Consider the following 7902-nt stretch of genomic DNA (forward strand, 5'->3'; position numbering starts at 1 on the left):
TCACCACGTCGTCCGCCCCGATGATTTCGCCCGAAACGACGACGCCCGTGACGTTCCCGTTGACCAGCGCCAGCCTGTCGACGGTTCCTGCGGCGATCCGCGCGCCTCGCCGTTCGGCATCGGCCAGCAGCGCCTTCGTGGTCGCCACAGGCTCGGCCACGCCCTCCTCGGCAACGCGAAGGGCAAAATCGGGAAGCTCGGCGAGGTTGGGCTCGATTTGCCCCGCCCGCCTAGCGTCGACGCGCTCGATGCCATAACCCCATGACGAGTGTTCGGCCGCATAGGCTTCGAGCCTGTCCGGCGGCAGGTCGAAGCAAAGGCCGCCGCACCAGACGAGCGGCAACCTGGGCAAATCGCTCGCCATACGCTTCCATTCGGCCATGGCGCGGATGCGCAGCTGGAAATAGATCTCGGGATTGCCCCAGCTTGCATTGATCCAGGCAAAGGAATTGGGGGTCGCGACACCGCCAGCGCCACTCTCGGAAACCACCGTCACCCGCGCGCCGGCTTTCGTCAGGTGCCAGGCGATAGAAGCGCCGATGATTCCGGCGCCGATCACGATGACTTGCTTTGGACTGCTCATGCTGGGCCTCGGGGAGAATTTTCCCCGTCATGCCACCGCGCCGTCCTGACCTCAAGCAAAGAAGCAGCTACGCGCTGTCCGCTATTGCCTTCTGGCCCCCGGCGAGCAGGCTCGCCAGCTCTTCACAGCGCCGCATGAGACGTGACGAATCGACCTTCTTCGCGACCGCCAGCGCCGTGCCGAGCTCCAACTCCGCGCCAGTACGATCGCCGAGTTGGATGAGAAGCGCCGCGAGCGAAAGCCTGGCGTCCGCGCAATTGGTCGGCGAACCGATCTCGGCCCAGCGCGAGCATGCGGTCTGCAGCTCCCGCACCGCTTCGGTGAAGCGATTTTCCCGCATCGACAGTTCCGCCTTGGCCTCGGCGGTCAATGCCCGGATCGAGGCCATCGGCCAGCGCTGCGGTTCGCTTTCCAGTTCGGCGATCACCGCTTTCGCGCGCTCCAGCCGATCGGTCCGCGCCGCTGCCTTGGCAAGCGTGGCGAGAACCATGCCCCGACGCTGCAGCATCGGCCAGCCGTTCCCGACAAGCGACCGCTCAAGGGCGCTGAATGCGGCTTCCGCCTGGCCGAGCTCCATCTGCAGCAGCGCAAAGCCTGGCTGCGGATCCCAGCCAGCGGCATGGGACGCGCGATAGGCTGCATCCGCCTCGACGAAATCGCCTGCGGCGAGATGAATGTCGCCCAGCACACGTAAGGCATCGCCTTTCGCCCAGGGCGCATCGAGCGTAAGCTGATCGAGCGCCGCGCGCACCAGAGCCTCAGCCTCCCTCAGCGTGCCATGGACGCCGAGCACCTCGGCCCGATGCAGCCGACACGAGCCCGTAAGTTCCTCCAGCCCATGCCCTCTGCACCAGCCCTCGTAGCTGAGGCTCCATTGGTTGGCTCGCGCCCAGTCGCCGAAATTGCGGCAGGCCCAAAGGATGTTGCAGTAGAGGATGCCGCCGACGATCGGGTCGACATCGCTGGAGAGGCCGAGCGCGGCGGCAAAATCCTGGTCCTCCTGACCGGCTTTTGTTTCCCCAAGGCAAAGCTTGAAAAAGCCGCGATAGATAAGGCCGAGCGATTCCACGACTGGGTCTTCGAGATTTTTGCCGACCTCGAAAGCTTGCTCGGCAAGAGCGAGCGCATGCTCCGGCTCGGCCTCCGCGCCCTTGATGCGCGCGCCCATCCAGCACCAGAGGCCATGTTCCCTGCTCTCGGTTGCTTTGTCGATCAGCTGCGCGGCACGCTTGTGCCAGCCCTTGGCCGCAGCAAGCTCTCCTCTCTCGAGATGGATCATGGCAAGGGTGATTGCCGGGGAAGCCGCCCGCAGGCGTTCGCCGGCCATGCCGTATTCCGTTGCCGCGCGCGTCAGGAGCGGGATCGCTTCTGAGGGCCGCCCCATGCATTCCAGCGCCAGCGCCCATTCTTCGAGGTCGGCCGTCAGCAACTCGTCGGCGGCATCTGCTTCCCTGAAAGCGGCCGCGGCCTCGTGCCATTTTCGCGCCGCGACGGCCGCGCGTGCGGCCAGGATTTGCGTACCTGGGCTGGAACGCCTGCTGCCCGTATCGGCCGGCGCCGGCCCCTTTTCCGAAGCGGCTGCCTGGTCGAGGCAAATACGGTAGCCGAAGCGGGGCAGGTTGCGCAGCGCCGTCTCCATGCCGCCTTGGCGCAGAACGCTTCGGGCTAGGCTCGCGACACGCTGCAGCGAAGCCTCGGTCACCGTCACGCCCGGCCAGAGCGTTTCAAGCAACTCGTCCTTGCTCAAGGCGCGGTCCTGGTGGCGCAGCAGGATGGCGAGGAAATCGAAGACGAGGGGCTGCACCTCGATCTCGTTTCCGGCGAGACGAATGGCGCGGGAGCTCTCGTTAAGCTCGAAGTCGCCGAAGCAATGAATTCCCATCGGCAGCAATCCCGGTAACGGCAATAGGCAAAGGATCAGAACAAGATAAGGACGGCGTAAGGACTGTCGGCCGCCGGTTCCGTAATTCTCCGTCTGCCTGGCGGGCCAAGCGAGAGTTTACCTCAGCTGCCCCAGGGATGTCACCGGCACCGATTTGGTCGAGTGCCCGGCGGCATTTGAACCTCAGATGAAGGAGTTTGTGACATGCAGAAATACATCATCGAGCGCGAGATCCCGAAGGTCGGCACCTTCGAGCGCGAGCAGCTTCGCGATGCGTCCAAGGCCTCGAACGCAGTCCTTGCCGAGCTCGGCCCGGACATCCAGTGGGTGGAATCCTTCGTGGCGGACGACAAGACTTTCTGCGTCTACCTCGCCAAGGACGAAGCGATCATCCAGCGCCACGCCAAGATGAGCGGCTTCCCGGCGACCAAGATCACCCAGATCAAGCGCCTGTTCGATCCGACGACGGCCTACGCCGCCGCCTGATGGGAGGGGATCGATCGTGAAGCGCTTTACGGAAATCGTCCTTGCTGTCGGCGTCTCGGCGCTGCTTTGCGGCGCCGCGGTCGCCCATGACATGCCCGATCCGGTGCTCAACCGGTCTCGGGACATGGCGGCCAAGTACCTCGACATCAAGGTCGCCAAGGCGGACGGCTACCAGCAGCTGTTCGAATGCACGACGCATGACGAGCACGGCACGATGGGGGTCCATTTCATCCATCCTGGCCGCGCAGGCGACGGCAGGCTGGTGCTCGGCGAACCCGACGTGCTGACCTACGAGCCGGAAGCCGATGGCTCGATGCAGCTTGTCGGCATGGAATACATCGTCTTCGAGAAGGACTGGAAGGGCAAGGGCGTTCCTGAATTCCTCGGCCGCACGCTGCAGCGCAAGACGACGGTGGGTATTCACCCGGTGGATCCCTACTACGAGCTCCATGTCTGGCACTGGCGGCACAACCCGGCCGGCATGTTCGCCGACTGGAACCCGTATGTGAGCTGCGAACACGATCGGTCCTGACGACCCGTCGGCACAGCCTCCGGGAGGGCCGTGGACGGCCCTCCCGCTTTCATCATTCAACCGCAAGGGAGATACGACCATGTCCATCCTTGGGCAGGAATTGATCACCGACCGGACGGTTCTCAGGCGCCTCTTTGCCGCAGCCGTCGAAACCTGCCACTCCGGCATAGTGCTCGTGGCGCGCATCGTGCGCATTCGCAGGGACCGGGCCAGGCTGGACGAGCTGCCGGATTATCTGCTGCGCGACATCGGCGTCGGTCGCTCGGAGATACGATCGATCACCAGGTTCGGCCGCAGGGAGCATGGCGAGGCCTGACTATGTGCAGGGCCCTGCCGTGGCGGCGAACGCGCCCCCTGCGAACCGATCCGCCCGAAACTGTCGACAGGCCGGCCATGCGCTGCTAGAAGCCCGCGCCACAGACAGGATTCCAAAAAATTGGCAGAAGACATCGAACAGGCGGTATCGCGCCGCCGCACTTTCGCGATCATCGCCCACCCTGACGCCGGCAAGACCACGCTCACCGAAAAGCTGCTGCTGTTCGGCGGCGCCATCCAGCTTGCCGGCGAGGTCAAGGCCAAGAAGGACCGCATCCAGACGCGGTCCGACTGGATGAAGATCGAGCGCGAGCGCGGCATCTCGGTCGTCACCTCGGTGATGACCTTCGAATATGACGACAACGTCTTCAACCTGCTCGACACGCCCGGCCACGAGGATTTCGCCGACGACACCTACCGCACGCTGTCTGCGGTCGACTCCGCCGTCATGGTCATCGACGCCGCCAAGGGCATCGAGCCGCGCACGCTGAAACTGTTCGAGGTTTGCCGGCTGCGCGACATCCCGATCATCACCTTCGTCAACAAGATGGACCGCGAGAGCCGCGATCCGTTCGAGATTTTGGATGAGATCGAGCAGAAGCTGGCGCTCGACACCGCGCCCGTCACCTGGCCGATCGGCCGCGGCAAGACCTTCTCGGGCACCTATCATCTGGCGCAGAACGCGGTGCGCAGGAGCGACGACGAGAAGGAACGCACGCCCGTCAACGGTCCGGATTCCAACCGCGTCGCCGGGCTTTTGCCGGAGAACGAGCGCAACGACTTCATCGAGGAACTGGAGTTGGCGCGCGAGGCCTGCCGGCCGCTCGATATCGACGCTTTCCGCGAAGGTCATCTGACGCCCGTCTATTTCGGCTCGGCGCTGCGCAATTATGGCGTGCGCGACCTGATCGAGGCGCTCGGCGCCTATGGCCCGCCGCCGCGCGCTCAGGAGGCCGATGAGCGTACGGTCGAGGCGACGGAGGACAAGATGACGTCCTTCGTCTTCAAGATCCAGGCCAACATGGATCCAAACCACCGCGACCGCATCGCTTTCGTCCGCGTCTGCTCCGGCAAGCTGGAGCGCGGCATGAAGGCCAAGCTGGTGCGCACCGGCAAGCCGATGAGCCTGTCCGCGCCGCAATTCTTCTTCGCCCGCACCCGCGTCACCGCCGACGAGGCCTTTGCCGGCGACGTCGTCGGCATCCCCAACCACGGCACGCTGCGCATCGGCGATACGCTGACCGAGGGCGAGGAGATCCTGTTCCGCGGCGTGCCGAACTTCGCCCCGGAAATCCTGCGCCGCGTGCGCCTCGGCGACGCCATGAAGGCCAAGAAGCTGAAGGAAGCGCTGCACCAGATGGCCGAGGAGGGCGTGGTGCAGCTCTTCTCGCCGGAGGACGGTTCGCCGGCCATCGTCGGCGTCGTCGGCGCCCTGCAGCTTGACGTGCTGAAGGAACGGCTGAACATCGAATACACGCTGCCGGTGGATTTCGAGATGTCGCGCTTCTCGGTCTGCCGCTGGATCGCGGCCGACGACAAGGCGGAGGTGCAGCGTTTCATCGAATCGCATCGCGGCGACATCGCCCGCGACCTCGACAACGATCCGGTGTTTCTGGCCCAGCACGCCTTCTCGCTGAACTATGAGGCCGAGCGCTGGAAGGCGATCCGCTTCACCGCCGTCAAGGACTACCAGGTCCGCGATAAGGCGGCGTGAGCGCTGCCTTGCCTTCTCCCACAAGGGGAGAAGGGAAAGTCGCGCTCACCCCTTCGCCGCTTCCTCGATCTTGGCGATATCGATCTTGCCCATCTGCATCATCGCCGACATCACGCGCCCGGCCTTCGCTCTGTCCGGATCCAGAAGCAGTTTCGGCAACTGCTCCGGCACGACCTGCCAGGAGACGCCGAATTTGTCTTTCAGCCAGCTGCACTGGCCGGGCTCGCCGCCCTCGGTGAGCTTCTCCCAGAAATAGTCGACCTCTTCCTGCGTCTTGCAGTCGATCGACTGCGACATTGCCTCGTTGAACTTGAAGTAGGGACCGCCATTGAGCGCCTGGAACGGCACGCCATCGAGCTCGAACGTGGTCATCAGTACCTTGCCCTCATCGGGGTGACCCTCGGGCCAGCGCAAAACGCTCAGCACTTTCGAGTTCCTGAAGATGGATATGTAGTGGTTCATCGCCTCCTCGGCCTGGCCGTCGAACCACAGGCAGGTGGTGATCTTTTGCATGTCGTGCTCCTCGGACTTATGTTGCTTACATCGTCAACGGCGGGTCGGCGATTTGTGCCGTTCATACCGTCTGCCTCAAGGACGGATCGATATGGCGCGATCCGACAGCGATTTCAGATTTTCCTGAAGAATCCTGGCGCAGCGCAAAATTGTGGCAAGGCCGGATCATGGTCGCTATAACCGCTGCCGACCAAAATTTGAGCGCCGCCCGCCGCGCATCGGCGTGGCCAGCCAGCAAGGACAATGCAATGCCTGCCTATCGTTCCCGTACCACCACCCATGGCCGCAACATGGCCGGCGCCCGCGGCCTGTGGCGCGCCACCGGCATGAAGGACAGTGATTTCGGCAAACCGATCATCGCGGTGGTCAATTCCTTCACTCAGTTCGTGCCCGGCCACGTGCACCTGAAGGATCTCGGCCAGCTGGTCGCGCGCGAGATAGAGAAGGCAGGCGGCGTCGCCAAGGAGTTCAACACCATCGCCGTCGACGACGGCATCGCCATGGGCCATGACGGCATGCTCTATTCGCTGCCGTCGCGCGAGCTGATCGCCGATTCCGTCGAATACATGGTCAACGCGCATTGCGCCGACGCCATGGTCTGCATCTCCAATTGCGACAAGATCACCCCCGGCATGCTGATGGCCTCGCTACGCCTCAACATCCCGACCGTCTTTGTCTCCGGCGGCCCGATGGAGGCCGGCAAGGTGGTGTTGGCCGGCAAGGCGCAGGCGCTCGACCTTGTCGACGCCATGGTCGCTGCCGCCGACGACAAGATATCCGACGAGGACGTCAAGGTCATCGAGCGCTCGGCCTGCCCGACCTGCGGCTCGTGCTCGGGCATGTTCACCGCCAATTCGATGAACTGCCTGACCGAGGCGCTAGGCCTGTCGCTGCCGGGAAATGGCTCCACCTTGGCCACCCATGCCGATCGCAAGCGCCTATTCGTCGAGGCCGGCCATCTCGTCGTCGATCTCGCCCAGCGCTATTACGAGCAGGACGATGAAAGCGCGCTGCCGCGCAGCATCGCCTCCAAGGGCGCTTTCGAGAACGCCATGGCGCTCGACATCGCCATGGGCGGCTCGACGAACACGGTGCTCCACATCCTCGCCGCCGCGCATGAGGGCGAGGTCGACTTCACCATGGAAGACATCGACCGGCTGTCGCGGAAAGTGCCGGTGCTCTGCAAGGTGGCGCCGGCCAAGTCCGACGTGCATATGGAGGACGTCCACCGCGCCGGCGGCATCATGGCGATCCTCGGCCAGCTCGACCAGGCGGGCCTGATCAACCGCGACCTGCCGACGGTGCACACCGCTACGCTCGGCGAGGCGCTCGACCATTGGGACATCGCCCGCACTTCGGCCGAGAATGTCCGCGACTTCTTCCGCGCCGCCCCCGGCGGCGTGCCGACCCAGGTCGCCTTCAGCCAGGACCGCCGCTGGGACGAGCTCGACCTCGACCGGGAGAAGGGCGTGATCCGCTCGGCCAAGACGCCGTTCTCGAAGGATGGCGGCCTTGCTGTGCTGAAGGGAAATCTGGCGCTCGACGGCTGCATCGTGAAGACCGCCGGCGTCGACGAGTCGATCCTGAAATTTACCGGCCCGGCCCGCGTCTTCGAAAGCCAGGATGCGTCCGTCAAGGCGATCCTAGGCAACGAGATCAAGGCCGGCGACATCGTCGTCATCCGCTATGAGGGGCCGCGCGGCGGTCCAGGCATGCAGGAGATGCTCTACCCGACCAGCTACCTGAAGTCGAAAGGCCTCGGCAAAGCCTGCGCATTGATCACCGACGGCCGCTTCTCCGGCGGCACGTCGGGCCTGTCGATCGGCCACGTCTCGCCGGAAGCCGCCGAGGGCGGCGCGATCGGCCTGGTCCAGGAA

The 7902-nt window shown here is 64.5% G+C and carries 8 protein-coding genes; 5 read left to right on the forward strand and 3 right to left on the reverse strand.

Annotated features, from left to right (window positions below):
* On the reverse strand, positions 1–583 hold a 583-nt coding region (locus EOA27_RS13075; RefSeq protein WP_145970336.1), incomplete at its 3' end, for an FAD-dependent oxidoreductase.
* 67 nt (positions 584–650) lie between these two features.
* Positions 651–2465, reverse strand: coding sequence for a winged helix-turn-helix domain-containing protein (locus tag EOA27_RS13080; protein ID WP_127256367.1), 1815 nt, complete (start codon positions 2463–2465; stop codon positions 651–653).
* A 204-nt stretch (positions 2466–2669) separates the two neighbouring features.
* On the opposite strand from EOA27_RS13080, the gene EOA27_RS13085 reads away from it, so the two are divergent.
* The 4 genes from EOA27_RS13085 to EOA27_RS13100 all read left to right on the forward strand — a co-directional run bounded on the left by EOA27_RS13085 (position 2670) and on the right by EOA27_RS13100 (position 5512).
* The gene (locus EOA27_RS13085; protein WP_126079726.1) at positions 2670–2951 is read left to right on the forward strand and encodes a DUF4242 domain-containing protein; all 282 of its coding nucleotides are present in this window, start codon (positions 2670–2672) and stop codon (positions 2949–2951) included.
* A 16-nt stretch (positions 2952–2967) separates the two neighbouring features.
* A complete protein-coding gene (locus EOA27_RS13090) occupies positions 2968–3483 on the forward strand; it encodes a hypothetical protein (protein ID WP_126079725.1) in 516 nt (171 codons plus the stop codon).
* A gap of 79 nt (positions 3484–3562) precedes the next feature.
* A complete protein-coding gene (locus EOA27_RS13095; RefSeq protein WP_126079724.1) occupies positions 3563–3799 on the forward strand; it encodes a DUF1127 domain-containing protein in 237 nt (78 codons plus the stop codon).
* A 120-nt stretch (positions 3800–3919) separates the two neighbouring features.
* Positions 3920–5512: a peptide chain release factor 3 gene (locus EOA27_RS13100; RefSeq protein ID WP_126079723.1), complete on the forward strand. Its 1593-nt coding sequence runs from the start codon at positions 3920–3922 to the stop codon at positions 5510–5512.
* Positions 5513–5557: 45 nt separating this feature from the next.
* Here EOA27_RS13100 and EOA27_RS13105 read toward each other — a convergent pair whose 3' ends face one another.
* A complete protein-coding gene (locus tag EOA27_RS13105; RefSeq protein ID WP_126079722.1) occupies positions 5558–6025 on the reverse strand; it encodes a VOC family protein in 468 nt (155 codons plus the stop codon).
* A gap of 248 nt (positions 6026–6273) precedes the next feature.
* Between EOA27_RS13105 and ilvD the strand changes: the two genes are divergently transcribed.
* A partial coding sequence (gene ilvD / locus EOA27_RS13110; RefSeq protein WP_127256370.1) for a dihydroxy-acid dehydratase occupies positions 6274–7902 on the forward strand: 1629 nt, incomplete at its 3' end.

This window comes from Mesorhizobium sp. M2A.F.Ca.ET.037.01.1.1 (assembly GCF_003998075.1).
In the GTDB taxonomy this organism is placed as follows: Bacteria; Pseudomonadota; Alphaproteobacteria; order Rhizobiales; family Rhizobiaceae; genus Mesorhizobium.